The organism is Kribbella sp. NBC_01484 (assembly GCF_036227145.1).
Taxonomy (GTDB): Bacteria; Actinomycetota; Actinomycetes; order Propionibacteriales; family Kribbellaceae; genus Kribbella.
Genome location: NZ_CP109437.1, coordinates 5,801,986 through 5,817,245, shown reverse-complemented (window position 1 = coordinate 5,817,245; position 15,260 = coordinate 5,801,986). Strand labels below are relative to the sequence as shown.

Annotated in this window: 12 protein-coding genes and 1 pseudogene; 4 read left to right on the top strand and 9 right to left on the bottom strand. The window is 68.3% G+C overall.

Annotated elements, in window-relative coordinates; translation table 11 throughout:
- Positions 1–28: 28 nt before the first annotated feature.
- From OG555_RS28485 to gcvT, 6 genes are all read right to left on the bottom strand, one after another.
- Positions 29–1,096, bottom strand: coding sequence for an ABC transporter ATP-binding protein (locus OG555_RS28485; RefSeq protein WP_329475619.1), 1,068 nt, complete (start codon positions 1,094–1,096; stop codon positions 29–31).
- A gap of 18 nt (positions 1,097–1,114) precedes the next feature.
- Entirely contained in the window at positions 1,115–2,242 is a 1,128-nt protein-coding gene (locus OG555_RS28480) for an ABC transporter ATP-binding protein (protein ID WP_329475618.1), read from the bottom strand.
- Positions 2,243–2,274: 32 nt separating this feature from the next.
- On the bottom strand, positions 2,275–3,267 hold the full coding sequence (locus OG555_RS28475) for an ABC transporter permease (protein WP_329475617.1): 993 nt from the start codon (positions 3,265–3,267) through the stop codon (positions 2,275–2,277).
- 107 nt (positions 3,268–3,374) lie between these two features.
- The gene (locus OG555_RS28470; protein ID WP_329475616.1) at positions 3,375–5,132 is read right to left on the bottom strand and encodes an ABC transporter substrate-binding protein; all 1,758 of its coding nucleotides are present in this window, start codon (positions 5,130–5,132) and stop codon (positions 3,375–3,377) included.
- A 41-nt stretch (positions 5,133–5,173) separates the two neighbouring features.
- Positions 5,174–6,181, bottom strand: a complete 1,008-nt coding sequence (locus tag OG555_RS28465) for an ABC transporter permease (protein ID WP_329475615.1) — start codon at positions 6,179–6,181, stop codon at positions 5,174–5,176.
- A 472-nt stretch (positions 6,182–6,653) separates the two neighbouring features.
- On the bottom strand, positions 6,654–7,760 hold the full coding sequence (gene gcvT, locus OG555_RS28460; RefSeq protein WP_329475614.1) for a glycine cleavage system aminomethyltransferase GcvT: 1,107 nt from the start codon (positions 7,758–7,760) through the stop codon (positions 6,654–6,656).
- Positions 7,761–7,858: 98 nt separating this feature from the next.
- On the opposite strand from gcvT, the gene OG555_RS28455 reads away from it, so the two are divergent.
- Entirely contained in the window at positions 7,859–9,355 is a 1,497-nt protein-coding gene (locus OG555_RS28455) for a leucyl aminopeptidase (protein ID WP_329475613.1), read from the top strand.
- Here the strand turns inward: OG555_RS28455 and OG555_RS28450 are convergent.
- The 3 genes and pseudogenes from OG555_RS28450 to OG555_RS28445 all read right to left on the bottom strand — a co-directional run bounded on the left by OG555_RS28450 (position 9,344) and on the right by OG555_RS28445 (position 10,426).
- Complete coding sequence (locus tag OG555_RS28450; protein WP_329475612.1) at positions 9,344–9,673, bottom strand: cupin domain-containing protein; 330 nt, start codon at positions 9,671–9,673, stop codon at positions 9,344–9,346. The genes OG555_RS28455 and OG555_RS28450 overlap by 12 nt on opposite strands.
- A gap of 1 nt (position 9,674) precedes the next feature.
- Positions 9,675–9,776 (bottom strand): annotated as a pseudogene (locus tag OG555_RS42980) (hypothetical protein); the annotation flags it as partial.
- Between the two features lie 332 nt (positions 9,777–10,108).
- On the bottom strand, positions 10,109–10,426 hold the full coding sequence (locus OG555_RS28445) for a hypothetical protein (protein WP_329475611.1): 318 nt from the start codon (positions 10,424–10,426) through the stop codon (positions 10,109–10,111).
- 167 nt (positions 10,427–10,593) lie between these two features.
- Between OG555_RS28445 and lpdA the strand changes: the two genes are divergently transcribed.
- From lpdA to OG555_RS28430, 3 genes are all read left to right on the top strand, one after another.
- Positions 10,594–11,973, top strand: a complete 1,380-nt coding sequence (gene lpdA / locus OG555_RS28440; protein ID WP_329475610.1) for a dihydrolipoyl dehydrogenase — start codon at positions 10,594–10,596, stop codon at positions 11,971–11,973.
- Positions 11,974–12,217: 244 nt separating this feature from the next.
- A complete protein-coding gene (gene sucB / locus OG555_RS28435) occupies positions 12,218–14,182 on the top strand; it encodes a 2-oxoglutarate dehydrogenase, E2 component, dihydrolipoamide succinyltransferase (protein WP_329475609.1) in 1,965 nt (654 codons plus the stop codon).
- Between the two features lie 140 nt (positions 14,183–14,322).
- Entirely contained in the window at positions 14,323–15,213 is an 891-nt protein-coding gene (locus OG555_RS28430) for a TIGR01777 family oxidoreductase (RefSeq protein WP_329475608.1), read from the top strand.
- Positions 15,214–15,260 lie beyond the last annotated feature (47 nt).

Genomic DNA, 15,260 nt, shown 5'->3' with positions numbered 1-15,260 from the left:
ACGCGGTGGCGGGGGCCGATCAGGTGTCTCAGGCGGTGGCGGCGGTCAGGTCGACCTTCGGCTCCGCGAAGTGGCAGGCGGCCGTGTGGCCGGCGCCGGACTGCGGCTTGATCTCCAGCAACGGCTCCTGGGTGGAGCAGATGTCTTCGGCCTTCCAGCAGCGGGTCCGGAACCGGCAGCCGCTCGGCGGGTCGATCGGCGAGGGTACGTCGCCGACCAGCCGGATCCGCTCCTTCGGCGGCACACCACGAATGGTGCCCAGGTCCGGAGCAGCCGACAGCAGCGCCTGGGTGTACGGGTGCTGCGGTGCGTTGTAGATCTGGTCCCGCTGACCCTGCTCGACGATCTTGCCCAGGTACATCACCGCGACCCGGTCACAGAAGTGCCGGACTACGCCGAGGTCGTGGGCGATGAAGACGAACGCGATACCGAGGTCGTGGCGCAGGTCCTCCAGCAGGTTCATCACCTGGGCCTGGATGGACACGTCGAGTGCGGACACCGGCTCGTCGGCGATGATCACCTCGGGCTCCACCGCGAGCGCCCGGGCGATGCCGATGCGCTGGCGCTGACCGCCGGAGAACTCGTTCGGGTAGCGGTTGTGGTGCTCGGGGTTCAGGCCGACCCGCTCCAGCAACTCCTGGACCCGCTCGACCTCCTTGCCCTTCTTCACCAGGTTGTGCACGCGCAGCGGCGTACTGATGATGTTGCTGACCGTCTGCCGCGGGTTCAGCGAGCTGTAGGGGTCCTGGAAGACGATCTGCAGCTGCCGGCGGAACGGGCGAAGGTCCTTCTCCTTCAGCTGCGCGATGTCGGTGCCCTTGAACAGGATCTGCCCCGACGTCGGGGTCAGCAGCCGGGTGATCATCCGGCCGGTGGTCGACTTGCCACAGCCGGACTCGCCGACCAGGCCCAGGCTGCCGCCCGCCTCCAGCTTGAAGCTCACGCCGTCGACGGCCTGGACGACCTTCTTGGTCCGGGACAGACCGGTCGCTTCCTTGATCGGGAAGTGCATCTTCAGGTCCCGGATCTCCAGCAGCGGGGTCCCCGCACCGCCGGACGCCGGAACGCTGTCGACCTTGCGCACGTTGTCGCTCATCTCTCTCCTCAGCCCCTGTCAGCTCAGTCTCGGCAGGACCTCGGCGGCGTAGATCGCGGCCTTGTCGTGCAGGTGACAACGGGACGTGTGGGCACCGGCGCCGTCCACCGGCATCAGCTCCGGCAGTTCGGTCGTGCAGCGCTCGCCCTTCACCCGGTCCACGTACGGACAGCGCGGGTTGAAGGAGCAACCGCTCGGCAGGGCCAGCAGGCTCGGCGGCAGGCCCTTGATCGGACGCAGCCGCTCACTCGCCGCCGACACCGTCGGGATCGACTCGAGCAGACCCCACGTGTACGGCATCCGCGGGTTGGCCAGCACGTCCTCGGCGGTGCCGTACTCGACGCAGCGGCCGCCGTACATCACCAGCACGTCGTCGGCCATCTCGGCTACCACGCCCAGGTCGTGCGTGATCATCACGATCGCGGAGCCGAACTCCTTCTGCAGGTTGTTCAGCAGGTCGAGGATCTGCGCCTGCACGGTCACGTCCAGCGCGGTGGTCGGCTCGTCGGCGATCACCAGCTTCGGGTCGTTGACCAGGCTCATCGCGATCATCGCACGCTGCCGCATACCGCCGGAGAACTCGTGCGGGTACTGCGCGAACCGGCGGGCCGGGTTCGGGATGCCGACCAGGTCGAGCATCTCCAGGGCCCGCTTCTTGGCCGCGTCCTTGGACACCTTGTGGTGCACCCGGTACGCCTCGACGATCTGGTTGCCGACCGTGTACAGCGGGTGCAGCGAGGACTGCGGGTCCTGGAACACCATCGCCATCGCGTCGCCGCGGACCTTCATCAGGTCGCTCTCCGGCAACCCGACGATCTCGTCACCGCCGAGCCGGATCGACCCGGTGATCTGCGTGCGCTTGCGGTCGTGCAGGCCCATCACGGCCATGCTGGACACCGACTTGCCGGATCCGGACTCGCCGACGATCGCCAGCGTCCGGCCCAGCGGGACCGCATAACTCAACCCGTTCACCGCGCTGACCACACCGTCCGCGGTCGGGAACTTGACCGTCAGGTCCTCGACCACCAGGTACGGCGTCTCGCCGCTCGGGTTGATCACACCGTGGCGCTTCTCGCGGGTCGCGATCGAAGGACCCCGCTTCTCAGCGGCCGCAGCCTCCGGCTGGCCGTCTGCACTCTCGACCATGGTGTCCTTCCGGTCTTCAGGGGCGGGTATGGTCACGTGAGCCTCACCCGCGGGTCGATCACGCTATACACGATATCGACAACCAGGTTGGCCGCCACCAGGAAGATCGAGGCCACCAGGACGGTCCCCATGATCACGGGCAGGTCGTAGTTGTTCAGGCTTTCCAGCACCAGGTTGCCCAGGCCCGGCAGGTCGAAGATGCGCTCGGTGAAGATCGCGCCGGCGAGCATGCCGGCGACATCCAGTCCGAAGATCGTGATGACAGGGATGAGTCCGGCGCGGAGAGCGTGTTTGTAGGTGACCTTCCGGTCCGACAGGCCCTTGGCCCGCGCGGTCCGGATGAAGTCCTCGTTGAGTGTCTCGACCATCGAGCCTCGCGAGTACCGCACGTACTGCGTCGTGTTGACCAGGCCGAGACACAGCCATGGCGTCAGCAACCCGACGAACCACTGGGCGGGATTCTCGAAGAATGGCGTCCAGCTACCACGCGGTAGCACCGCGTAGAAGATGGTGAGGTACAGGGCGACCATCAGAGCGACGATGTAGTACGGGATCGAGCTGATCACCAGCGACGTGGTCACCAACCCGCGGTCGCCGGTCGTCCCTCTTCGTTTGGCCGCCATCGAACCTATCGCGACGCCGACCGGCAGCATGATGAGCGCAGCACCGGCGACCAGCGAGACCGTCACCGGTACGCGCTGAGCCAGCATCTGCAGGACGGGGCGGTCGTTCTTGAAGGAGAAGCCGAGGCACGGTGCGGGGCACTCGCGATCGACGCCGGCCGTCGTGTAGGTCCGGCCGACCACGATGCCCTTCATGTAGTCGGCGAACTGGGTCACCTTCGGCTTGTCCAGGTTCAGGTTCTTCTTGATCTCCAGGTATCGCTCCTGGGGACAGTTGCGCTGACCGCAGATCGCGCCCGCGGGGTCGGTGGGCGCGACGAAGAACAGCGCGAACGTCGCGACGAGGGTGACGAGCACGACGGAGAGGGCGCTCACAATGCGACGCGCCAGGAAGTGCAACACGGGATTCTCCTCACCGATCGCTGGCGGTGGCCGGACCGTTTACCGGTCCGGCCACCTACCCTGCGATCAGAACGGACGCCTCATGGCTGTCCGGTCACTGGTACCGATCAGGGCTGCTTCAGGAACAGCGAGGTGAATTCGGGCATGCCCTGTGTCGGGTCGTTGATCGCGTTGCCGATGTTGGTACCGACCAGGAACGCCGACCGCGACTGGTACTGCGGAAGAGCCGGCAGGTAGTCCTGCATGATCTTCTTGTCGAGGTTGATCCAGGCCTTGGACTTCAGGGCCTCGTTCGGGTCCATGTTCGAGACCTTGTCGATCTCCGCGTCCAGCGCCTTGTCCTCGAGCTGGCCGACGCTGTTGCCCAGGGCGATCGCGTCGGAACGGAACAGCACCGGGGCCCAGGAGGAGCCGCTCGGCCAGTCGGAGCACCAACCGGTCGGAGCCTTCAGCATGTTCACCGGAGCGTTCTGGTCACCGGTGACGGTACGGATCTGGGCCTTCGGCACGCCGATCGCCTTGACCTTGAATCCAGCCGCCTCGAGCTTCTGCTGGCGGACCTGGCTGCGCTGCGTCGCGATCTTGTCGTCGTTCGAGTAGTACCAAGACAGCTCGAAGCCGACCGCGTTCGCGTCCGTCAGCATCTGCTTGGCCTTGACCGGGTCACCGTCACCCTTGCCGTTCAGGCCCGGGAGCTCGTAGTTCTCCCAGCCCGGAACCGACGGCGACATGTACGTCGAGGCTGCCGGCTCGGCCAGCGAGGTCCAGCCCGCGACCTTGCGCTCGGTGTCGTACGGGTACGCGGCCGCAACGGCCTTGCGGACCGGCAGCGGGATCTTCCGGGTGTCCATCGGGACCATCCGGTTGCACGGAGTGTCGCCCTCGATGAGCTGGGACTTGTTCTGGTCGGTCAGCTCAGGTACCAGCGTCGAGTCGATGTTGCTGTAGGTCAGCGCACTCGCATCCGGGCCGGAGCTGGCCAGGATCTGCCGCTGGATCTTCAAGGTGTCCAGGCCGAACTTGAAGTCGTAGCCGTCCAGGTACTGGTGGCGCACCGCGTCGGTGGCCGGGTCCCAGTTCGGGTTCTTGACCAGCTTGAGCTCGGTGCCCGGGTTGTACGAGTCGACCATGTACGGACCGGTCGACAGCGGCTTCTGCTCGTAGTTCTGCTTGGTGTCCTTCGCCTTCGGGATCGGCGTGAACATCGTGAACGCCGCGAAGAACGGCATGTCCGGGAACGGCTTGGCCAGGTGAATGACCAGCGTCGTGTCGTCCGGCGTCTCGACACCGGCGTACACGTCACCGTTCGGGCCGTACGGGCCCTTGTACTTGTCGCCGTCCTTGAAGAACTGGATCTGGTACGCCGGTCCGGCGTCGTACAGATCGTGCGCGAAGGACCGCTTGATCGAGTACGCGTAGTCCTCGGCCTTGACCGGCGTACCGTCGGAGTACTTGATGCCCGGCTTCAGCTTGAAGGTCCAGGTCAGCTTGTCGTCCGACACCTTGCCCAGGTCCTCGGCCAGGTCAGGCACCAGGACGGGCTTGTGGTCGGGGCCGTCGAGCCGGTACTGGGTCAGCGCCCGGAAGTACAGCTTCTCGATCTGGAAACCGTCGACGTAGTACGTGTTCGTCGGGTCGAAGGTGTCCGGCGTCACGTCCGACAGGATCGTCGCCGTGCCACCCTTCTTGGCCCCGGCGACATCCGCAGCCGGGCCCTTCGCGGCTTCGTCAGTTACCTTCGTCTGGGTGCCGGCGGCCGGCCCGTTCGACTCGTTGGCCTTACCGCTGTTCGAGGACGGGCTGCCGCAGGCTACGGCGGCCAACATGACCGTCGCCGCGACTGCGGTGATCCGTTTCCACTGCATGGTCGGGTTTCTCCTTTTCTGCCGCTGGGGCAATCGCCGTACTACCGGCGAGTCTTGGGGTCGAAGGCGTCGCGGATCGCGTCGCCGAGGAGGGCGAGCGCGAGCACCAGGATGGTGATCGCAGCGACCGGAAGCCACAGGTACAGCGGGTCGGCCTTGAACCAGTTCGTCGCGCTGGCGATCGTCTGGCCCCACGACGGCCGGGGCTCGATCAGGCCCACGCCGAGGAAGGACAGCCCCGCTTCCGCGGTCACATACGCCGGCAGCGCGAGGGACGCCGAGATCACAATCGGGGCGACCAGGTTCGGCAGCAATTCCTTGAACAGGATCCGCCGGGTCGACACACCGATCGCCTTGGCGGCCAGGACGAACTCACGTTCACGCAGTGACAGCACCTCGCCGCGGATGATGCGCGCCAGTCCGGCCCAGCCGAAGAACGACAGCACGAAGATCAGCACGTAGAACCGGGTGCTGGCCTGTTGCTCCGGGGTCATGTTGAAGCTGCCACCCTGCCACGACTCGACGATCGGGACCATCGCGATGGCGAAGAGCAGGTACGGAAGGCTCAGCACGAAGTCGATGAACCAGGAGATGACCCGGTCGACCCAGCCGCCGAGGAATCCGGCCAGCAGGCCCATCACGACACCGACCGTGGTGCCGAAGATGGTGGCCACGAACGCGACGATCAGCGACGGCCGGGCCCCGAAGACCCAGCGGGCGAAGTTGTCCCGGCCGGTCTTGGGCTCCACTCCGAACCAGTGATCGGGCGTGATGCCGATGGTCGGGAAGCCGAACTCGTCGACCAGCTCCGGGTGGAAGGTCTGGACGTCGCCGCCCTCGAGCTTGGCCAGCAGCGGCGCGAAGATCGCGATCAGCACGAAGAACAGCACGATGCACACGCAGGTCACGGCGACCTTGTCCTTACGAAGCCGGTCGACCGCGATCCGTGTCGGGGACTTGCCGTGCGCCATGGTTGCCGAACGAACCGGTTCCGCCGACGCCGGGTGGTCCTCGATCCCTACGGTCGAGTCAGGTGACCCAATACTCATTCGCGCTCCGTCAGCTCTGTCAGCCGGAATTCTGTCCGTGGATCCGGCACATATCGGTGGATATCGTGCCGAAGCTTCGTTCTGTGGTGGGCTCTCGTCAAATCCCCTTGACAGGCCGATCCGCCTCAACCGCGGGCAAGCCTGCCTGACACTGTGACACCAAGCCAGCGGTGCTCGGCACCAGTGCACAAATCGTTACCGGAACGGGTACTGGAACGGAACATTTGCCCCGATCTGTCACCCTTTGCGATCAATCCTTCGCAAAACGCGTCGGCACAGTCCAGCCAGCGACCATTTTGTGCCAGCTTTTGACAGTCTGTGACGAAAAGCTACTCTTCGTGGAGCATTACCGAGTGTGATGAGGGTCGAGTCCCAGAAGCCTCTGTGCTGCCCGATGTCATAGGTATACGCGCAGTAAGAGGCCCGAGCCAGGCTTCCGCCGGCTCGGGCCTCTTACTGGGGTGACCTGGGTTCAGCCTTCGCGGACGTGGACGGTGACGAAGGGCGGCTTGACGACGTCGAACGGCTCCTGCCGGCCGCGGATGTCGACGGAGACCTGGTCGCCCTCCTTCACCGTCGCGTCGAGCAGTGCGAGCGCGATGCCCTTCTTCAGCGTCGGTGAGAAGGTGCCGGACGTGACCTCGCCGAGTGCGGTCCCGGACTGGTCGAGAACGGTCATGTGCGGCCGCGGGATGCCACGGCCGGCCGCACGCAGGCCTCGCAGGATCCTGGCCGGCCCACGTTCCTTCTCGGCGCGCAGCGCCGCGTCACCCCAGAAGTGCTCCTTCTTCCAGCCCACGGCCCATCCGGACCGCGCCTGCACCGGCGTGATGTCCGGAGAGATGTCCTGACCGTGCAGCGGATACCCCATCTCGGTCCGCAGCGTGTCTCGCGCACCCAGCCCGGCCGGGACGATGTCATACGCTGCACCGGCCGCCAGCAACGCGTCGAACACACCGACCGCGCCCTCGTTCGGTACGACGAGCTCGTACCCGCGCTCGCCCGTGTATCCGGTCCGGCACACGACGACCGGCGTACCGGCGAAGTCGGCCGTCGCGAACGACATGTAGTCGTGCCCGGTCGGCAGGCCGATCGCGCCCACCACCTCGTCGCTGTTGGTGCCCTGCACCGCGAGGATCGCGTAGTCGTCGTGGGTGTTGGTCACCACGACGCCGTCGGGCGCGTCGGCCTGCAACAGCCGGACCACCTCTGCGGTGTTCGCCGCGTTCGGGATCAGGAACACGTCGTCGTCGGCGTGCAGGTAGGCGATCAGGTCGTCGACCACTCCCCCGCGCTCGTTGCAGCACAATGTGTACTGCGCCTGGCCCGGAGCGATCTTGCCGAGGTCGTTGGTCAGGCACGAGTTCACGTACGCCGCCGCACCCGGACCCTTGACGGTCGCCTTGCCCAGGTGACTCACGTCGAAGACGCCGACCGACGTACGGACCGCGGTGTGTTCGGCGACGACGCCGGAGTACTCCAGTGGCATCTCCCAGCCGCCGAACTCGGCGAACTTGGCGCCGAGCGCGACATGGCGCTCGTGCAGCGGCGACTTCTTCAGATCAGGCGACTCGGTCATGGAGGGGAAACTACCTGACGCGTAGCATGCGGAGGCAGCATTCACGTACCGTCACGGCCGGCCATCTGCCTCGCCGGTCAAGGAGGACTGAGGATTTCGTGACCACCATCACCCTGAGCAAGTCAGATGCCGCCGGCGTCAAGACCGACGCCGTAGTCATCGGCGTGGTCAAACTCGGCGGCGCCGTCACCCTGCCGGCCGGCACCGAGGCGCTGAACGCCGCGTACGGCGGGAAGTTGGTGGAGGTGCTGTCCGGCCTCGGCGCCACCGGTAAGACCGGGGAGGTGACCAAGGTGCCCGGTGCGAAGCCGGGCAAGTCGGCGACCCTGATCGCGGTCGGTCTGGGCGAGGCGCCCGACGGTGCGTTGAAGACCGAGGACCTGCGCAAGGCGGCCGGCGCCGGTGTCCGGGCCGCGAAGACCTCGCAGTCGGTCGCGTTCGCACTGCCGGCGCCGGATGCCGAATGCGTCCGCGCGATCGCCGAGGGCGCGCTGCTCGGTCGTTACACGTTCACGGCGTACAAGTCCGCGGAGGGCACCACCGAGGCGCCCGGCAACCTCACCGTGCTGACCGACCTGGCCCGGAACAAGGACGCCAAGGCCGCCCTGGAGCGGGCCGAGGTGACCGCCGACGCGGTCGCCCAGGTGCGCGACTGGGTGAACACCCCGCCCTCGGACCTGAACCCGGTCGACTTCGCCGCCTCGGCTGTGAAGCTCGGCAAGGAGTACGGCGTCAAGGTCGAGGTGCTGGACGAGAAGGCGCTGGTCAAGGGCGGGTACGGCGGCATCCTCGGCGTCGGCCAGGGATCGGCCAACCCACCGCGGCTGATCCGGATCAGCTACACCCCGAAGAAGCCGGTCACCCATCTGGCCTTCGTCGGCAAGGGCATCACCTTCGACTCGGGCGGTCTCTCCCTGAAGACGTCCACCGGCATGGTGAGCATGAAGGCCGACATGGCCGGCGCCGCCGCGGTGCTCGGCGCGACCATCGCGATCGCCCGGCTCGGGTTGCCGGTCCAGGTCACGACGTACGCCGCGATGGCCGAGAACATGCCGTCCGGATCCGCGGCGCGGCCGTCCGACGTCCTGACCATGTACGGCGGCAAGACCGTCGAGGTGCTGAACACCGACGCCGAGGGCCGGCTCGTGCTCGGCGACGCGCTGGTCCGCGCGTCCGAGGACCAGCCGGACCTGATCGTCGACGTGGCCACCCTGACCGGCGCCTGCGTCGTTGCCCTGGGCACCAAAGTGGCAGGTGCGTTCGCGAACACCGACGCGGCCCGGGACCGGGTCGTGGACGCCGCGATCGCGGCCGGTGAGTCGATGTGGCCGCTGCCGATCCCGGCCGAGATGCTGGACAAGCTGAAGTCGCACTCGAAGGTCGCCGACCTGGCCAACATCACCGGCGAGCCGTGGGGCGGCGCGCTGGCCGCGGCCGCGTTCCTCGGCGACTTCGTTGCCGACGGCATCGACTGGGTGCACCTGGACGTGGCCGGCCCGGCCTTCAACGAGGGCGGCGCGTCCGGCTACACCCCGGCCGGTGGCACGGGGTACGCCGTACGCACGCTGATCGAGCTGGCCGCGTCAGCGACCTGAGTAGCGGATCTCGAGCATGGTGCAGCCGTCGGTCGTGCGGTACGGACCGTGCGGCATCCCGGGCGGCCGGCAGGCGTAGTCGCCGGGGTGGAAGGTCTGCTCGAGGGTGAGATCGGTCAGCGAACCCTCGAGCAGATAGACCTCTTCGACGTACTCGTGCCGGATCACCTCGGTGCCCGACGTCGTACCGGGAGTCCAGCGGGCCAGCCGGGTCAGAGTGCCGTCGGCATCCTGGCTCAGCACTCGCTGGGTGATCCCGGCGCCTCCATCGGTCCACGCCACGCTGCGGGCGGGGAAGAACTCCTTCTCTTCCTTCACGTCAGTCCCAGGCCGCTGCGAGCTGCTCGACCGTGTACACGGTGAACCGGTCGTCTTCGATCTCCGCGAGGGGCCAGGCGACGTCGCCCAGCAGGTCCGGTGCGGATTGCTTGCTCCAGGCAACGCAGTGCGCCTCGAGTGCCCGGTCGGTGTCGGTCGCAAGCGGGCGTCAGCAGGACACCGGCGTACCCGGCGTTGAGGGCGTTGCGGACCGGGATCGTCCGCTCACGGCCGTGCGGCAGGATGAACTGCAGTGCCTGGCTCATCGATTCCTCCATCTTTCCGGCGCCGGCGCATGCGTACATCGTGGTGGCGTGCGTGATCACGGTGGTCGGTCTCCGGCTGGGGCGCCGTGGAGGATGAGAGCACGTCCTGCCGGCGTGCGACCAGGTGTCGCGACGGTCCGGGCGGGCGTGCCCATCCTTTGGATCGCTGCTACGCGCGGCCGTTCTTCTTCATGCGGGCGTTGTACTCACGCATCCGGGGCGGGTAGCCGACCACGGCCGCGTCGTACGACGGGATGCCGAGCCGGTTGGCGAAGTCGTGCGCCCACCGCACGGACGGGACCCGGCGCCGGGTCCACTCGCCGTCGATGGCTACCAGCAGCAAGGTGTACTCGGTCACCGCCGTCCGCGGCTCGACGAATCCCTCGACGCCCTGGCGGGTCTGGGCGAACTCCCGCAGGTGCGCCTGATCGGGGGTGTCCGACCGGCGCATCGTTCCGGCCTTCTGCCGGCGACCGAACCACTTCATGAGGTAAGTGTCCCCTATCCCGGCAAGTCCCCGGGCGAAAGCGGGCGTAACGGTTCCGTCGTCGGCGTGCCCGGCCCGGCGGTGGCGCCGATGGGGATCGGTGGAAAGATGACGGCGGGCAGGAACCGCGATCCGGGGCCGCCCGACCGACACCCACGGAGGAACCTGTGACTGATAGCGGTACGACGTTCGACCTGGTGATTCTCGGTGGCGGCAGCGGTGGCTACGCCGCCGGCGTGCGCGCTGCGACCCTCGGGCTGTCCGTCGCCCTGGTGGAGAAGGACAAGGTCGGCGGCACCTGCCTGCACCGCGGCTGCATCCCGACCAAGGCACTCCTGCACGCCGCGGAGGTGGCCGACTCGGCCCGTGGGGGCGAGCAGTTCGGCGTCCGTACGACGCTCGAGGGCGTCGACATGGGTGGCGTGAACAAGTACAAGGACAGCGTCGTCGACCGGCTGTTCAAGGGTCTGCTGGGCCAGGTCAAGGCCCGCGGTATCACCGTGATCGAGGGCGAGGGGCGGCTGACCTCGCCGACCACGGTCCAGGTCGGCGACACGACGTACACCGGCCGCAACATCATCCTTGCGTCCGGCTCCTACTCCCGTTCCCTGCCTGGCCTCGAACTCGACGGGCATCGGGTGATCGCCAGCGAGCACGCGTTGACGCTGGACCGTGTCCCGGAATCCGCCGTCGTGCTGGGTGGCGGGGTGATCGGGGTCGAGTTCGCCAGCGCGTGGACGTCCTTCGGCACTGCCGTGACCATCGTCGAGGCGCTGCCGCGGCTCGTCCCGGCCGAGGACGCGGACTGTTCGAAGGCGCTGGAGCGGGCGTTCCGGAAGCGGAAGGTCGCTTTCAAGACGGGTACGCCGTTCGAGTCCGTCGCGGTGACGGATTCCGGTGTGCGCGTGACGATCGCCGGTGGTGAGGTGATCGAGGCCGAGCTGCTGCTGGTCGCCGTCGGCCGTGGCCCGAACACCTCCGGGTTGGGCTACGAGGAGGTCGGCGTAGCGCTCGACCGCGGGTTCGTCACCGTGGACGCGACGCTGCAGACCAGCGTGCCCGGGGTGTACGCGGTCGGCGACATCGTGCCGGGGCTGCAGCTCGCGCACCGCGGGTTCCAGCAGGGCATCTTCGTTGCCGAGCACATCGCCGGCCTTTCGCCAACCCCGATCGACGAGGCCGGCATCCCGCGCGTCACCTACTCCGAGCCGGAGGTGGCGTCGGTCGGTCTGACCGAGGAGCAGGCCCGGGCGAAGTACGGCGACGTCGAGATCCTCAACTACAACCTCGGCGGCAACGGCAAGAGCCAGATCCTCAAGACGTCCGGCTTCGTCAAGCTGGTCCGCGCCAAGGACGGCGCCGTCGTCGGCCTGCACATGGTCGGCTCGCGCGTCGGCGAACTGATCGGCGAAGCCCAGCTGATCTACAACTGGGAGGCCTACCCGGCCGACGTCGCACCCCTCATCCACGCCCACCCCACCCAGAACGAAGCCCTCGGCGAAGCCCACCTCGCCCTGGCCGGGAAACCACTGCACTTCCACGATTAGGACAGGTCGCATGACCGGCTGCCGTAGCGAGCAGGTGCTCGGCGGAGTGCCTCGGTGCGCTCTGAGTGCCGCGCAGTAGGCAGTCGGTCAGGTGACCTGTCCTTGGACGCTTGGGCGGGTTGTGGGCCGCCCGAGTAGGTTTGAGGCCGTTGGGGGCGTGCGGGCGCCGTGACCCGGATCCCGCCCGCTCCGGCGGCACCGTAGGCTGACACTCGACCGATCAGACGAAGGAGCAACGACCGTCATGCCGACCTCTGTATCCCTGCCGGCCCTCGGGGAGAGCGTCACCGAAGGAACCGTCACCCGCTGGCTCAAGCAGGTCGGCGACACGGTTGCCGTCGACGAGCCCCTGCTGGAGGTCTCGACCGACAAGGTCGACACCGAGATCCCGTCCCCGGTCGCCGGCACCCTGCTGGAGATCAAGGCCGCCGAGGACGAGACCGTCGAGGTCGGCGCCGAACTGGCCCTCATCGGCGACGCCGGCGAATCCTCCGCCCCCGCCCAGGACGCCCCGGCAGAGCAGCCCGCCGCCGCACAGGCCGCTCCCGCTCAGGAAGCGCCGGCCGCACATGCCGCCCCTGCTCAGGAAGCTCCAGCCGCACAGGCCGCCCCCGCCCAGCAAGCGCCGGCGCAGGAGGCTCCCGCCCAGCAAGCGCCGGCGCAGGAGGCTCCCGCCGCAGAGACCCAGGCCGCCCCGGCCAACTCCGCGCCCGCCCCAGCTGACCAGGCCCCCTCCGACTCTCCTTCGGCACCCGCGTCCGGTGGCACCTCGGTCACCCTTCCCGCCCTCGGCGAGAGCGTCACCGAAGGAACCGTCACCCGCTGGCTCAAGCAGGTAGGCGACGACGTAGCCGTCGACGAGCCCCTCCTCGAGGTCTCCACCGACAAGGTCGACACCGAGATCCCGTCCCCCATCGCCGGCAAGCTCCTCGAAATCAAGGTCGCCGAAGACGAGACCGTTGAGGTAGGCGCCGAACTAGCCATCGTAGGCACCGCCGACGCCGCCCCGGCCGCCTCTTCCGCCCCCGCGGCACCCGCCGCTTCGGCCCCCGCCGAAGCCCAGCCCGCCGCCCCGACCCCGGCCCCGCAAGCCGCCCCCGTCCAGGCAGCCCCGGCCCCGCAGGCGGCTCCCGCCCAGGCTCCGGCGGCACAGGCTCCGGCGGCACAGGCCCCGGCCGCGCAAGCCGTCCCCGCCCAGGCTGCTCCGGCCGCATCGGCACAGCCCGCAACCCAGGCTCCGTCCACCTCCACACCCCCGGCCGCGTCCCCGAACGGCTCTCCGTCGGACGCCCCGAACTACGTCACCCCGCTCGTACGCAAGCTGGCAGCAGAGCACCAGGTTGACCTCAACGCCGTACAGGGCACCGGCGTCGGCGGCCGGATCCGCAAGCAGGACGTGATCGCCGCCGCCGAAGCGAAGAAGGCCGCAGCAGCCGCACCCGCCGCCGCAGCCCCGGCCGCCGCGGCGCCCGCGGCGAAGGCTCCGTCGATCAGCCCGCTGCGCGGCACCACCGAGAAGATGAGCCGGATCCGCAAGGCGATTGCCAGCCACATGGTCAACTCGCTGAAGGTCTCGGCCCAGCTGACCACCGTGGTCGAGGTCGACGTCACCGAGATCGCCAAGCTGCGGAACGCGAAGAAGGCCGAGTTCGAGGCCCGCGAGGGCGTCAAGCTGTCCTTCCTGCCGTTCTTCGCGCTCGCCGCGATCGACGCGCTGAAGCAGTACCCGAAGCTGAACGCGTCGATCGACGAGGAGGCCGGCGAGATCACGTACCACGCGGCCGAGCACCTCGGCATCGCCGTGGACGTGGAGAAGGGCCTGATGGTCCCGGTCGTGCACAACGCCGGCGACCTGAACATCGCCGGCCTGGCGAAGAAGATCGCCGACCTCGCCGAGCGCACCCGCACCAACAAGGTGCTGCCGGACGAGATGGCAGGCGGCACGTTCACCATCACCAACACCGGCAGTCGCGGCGCCCTGTTCGACACGCCGATCCTGAACCAGCCGCAGGTCGGCATGCTCGGCACCGGTGCCGTCGTGAAGCGCCCGGTCGTCATCACCCACCCGGAGCTCGGCGAGACGATCGCGATCCGGCAGATGGTGTTCCTGGCCCTCACCTACGACCACCGCCTGGTCGACGGCGCCGACGCGGCCCGCTACCTGACCGCCGTCAAGCAGCGCCTCGAAGAGGCCCAGTTCGACGTCTGATCCCGACCAGACGCCGGCGCCGGTGTCCGTCTCGCTCGAGACGGGTACCGGCGCCTTGTCATTCGAACCCGAATACCTGCAACCGCAGCCAGTCCACGGCGCGACCCACCACAGACGCGGCTGATCAAGGAGCATGCTGGATGAAGTATGTCCTGGCCGGCGCATCCGGCTTCCTCGGCAAAGCCCTCGCCCGCGACCTGGTGACCGACGGCCACCAGGTCCTCCGACTGGTACGACGTACGCCGTCAAGCGCCGACGAAATCCGCTGGGACCCGGCCCGCGGCGACCTGGATCCGGCCGCACTCGGCGACCCCGACGTCCTGGTCAACCTGGCCGGTGCGAACATCGGCCGCCCGTGGACTCCGACGTACCGCACCCTCATTCGCGAGAGTCGCGTCAGCACCACCGCAACTCTCGCGGCCGTCGCGGGGCAACTCGAACGTCCGCCGGTTGTGATCACGCAGAGCGGGGTCGGCGGCTACGGCCTCGACTGCGGCGACCGCATCCTCACCGAGGACTCCGAACTCGGCGACGGTTTCCTCTCCGACGTCGTACGCCTGTGGGAAGGCGCCCTCGAACCCGCCCGCGCCGCCGGCAGCCGCGTCGCCGCCCTCCGCACCGGCGTCGTCCTCGACCGCAAGGCTCCCGCGTTCCAGCTCCTCTCACTCCCCTTCCGCGTGGGTCTCGGCGGCCGCCTCGGCTCCGGCACCCAGTACTTCCCCGTCATATCCCTCACCGACTGGCTCCGCGCCGTCCGCTTCGTCGCCGAACACGACGCCCTCAGCGGCCCCGTCAACGCCACCCTCCCCGTCCCCGCCACCAACAACGACTTCACCCAAGCCCTCGCCACAGCCCTCCACCGCCCCGCCTTCGTCCCCGTCCCCGCCTTCGTCATGAAGGCCGCCCTGGGCGAGTTCGCGTGGGAACTCCTAGGCAGCAAACGAGCCCTCCCCACCCGCCTCCAATCCCACAACTTCACCTTCCACCACCCCACCACCCCCACAGCCGTCTCCGCCGCCCTCACCTCCTAGCCTGAACCGCGCCGCTACGCACACCCGGACCTACAACGCAGCCCCGA

Excerpts from the sequence above, each read along its gene's own strand:
- OG555_RS28480 (WP_329475618.1), bottom strand. The coding sequence starts at position 2,242 with ATGGTCGAGAGTGCAGACGGCCAGCCGGAGGCTGCGGCCGCTGAGAAG.
- OG555_RS28465 (WP_329475615.1), bottom strand. The coding sequence starts at position 6,181 with ATGAGTATTGGGTCACCTGACTCGACCGTAGGGATCGAGGACCACCCG.
- OG555_RS28445 (WP_329475611.1), bottom strand. The coding sequence starts at position 10,426 with ATGAAGTGGTTCGGTCGCCGGCAGAAGGCCGGAACGATGCGCCGGTCG.
- OG555_RS28430 (WP_329475608.1), top strand. The coding sequence starts at position 14,323 with ATGAAGTATGTCCTGGCCGGCGCATCCGGCTTCCTCGGCAAAGCCCTC.
- OG555_RS28470 (WP_329475616.1), bottom strand. The coding sequence starts at position 5,132 with ATGCAGTGGAAACGGATCACCGCAGTCGCGGCGACGGTCATGTTGGCC.
- OG555_RS28485 (WP_329475619.1), bottom strand. The coding sequence starts at position 1,096 with ATGAGCGACAACGTGCGCAAGGTCGACAGCGTTCCGGCGTCCGGCGGT.
- sucB (WP_329475609.1), top strand. The coding sequence starts at position 12,218 with ATGCCGACCTCTGTATCCCTGCCGGCCCTCGGGGAGAGCGTCACCGAA.
- gcvT (WP_329475614.1), bottom strand. The coding sequence starts at position 7,760 with ATGACCGAGTCGCCTGATCTGAAGAAGTCGCCGCTGCACGAGCGCCAT.